At 44.1% G+C, this 229-nt stretch carries 1 pseudogene; it reads right to left on the bottom strand.

Going from position 1 to position 229, the window contains the following annotated elements:
* Window positions 1-210: pseudogene (locus AAEZ00_RS22345) on the bottom strand (hypothetical protein); the annotation flags it as partial.
* Window positions 211-229 lie beyond the last annotated feature (19 nt).

Genomic DNA, 229 nt, shown 5'->3' with positions numbered 1-229 from the left:
ATCACTGATCGGCTGTGGAAGCTTTTCAACCACGGTCATCGTTTTAGTTTGCATGTGTTTTACTACTTTCGGTTTGGTTGGCGCTGTATCATCTTGCTCGATAACGGCCGCACTCTGAGGTGGCTCAAGTGCCGACTCAGAAGTGTAAACCCAAAACCCTACTGCCGTAGCGAGTAGGGATATTGTTATAATGATTTTTTTATATTTCATATACGCTTAGTTAGCAGCC

The organism is Shewanella sp. S1-49-MNA-CIBAN-0167 (assembly GCF_040310145.1).
GTDB classification, from domain to species: Bacteria; Pseudomonadota; Gammaproteobacteria; order Enterobacterales; family Shewanellaceae; genus Shewanella; species Shewanella psychromarinicola.
The sequence above is the reverse complement of the archived record's forward strand: the minus strand, read 5'-3'. Positions and strand labels throughout refer to the sequence as shown.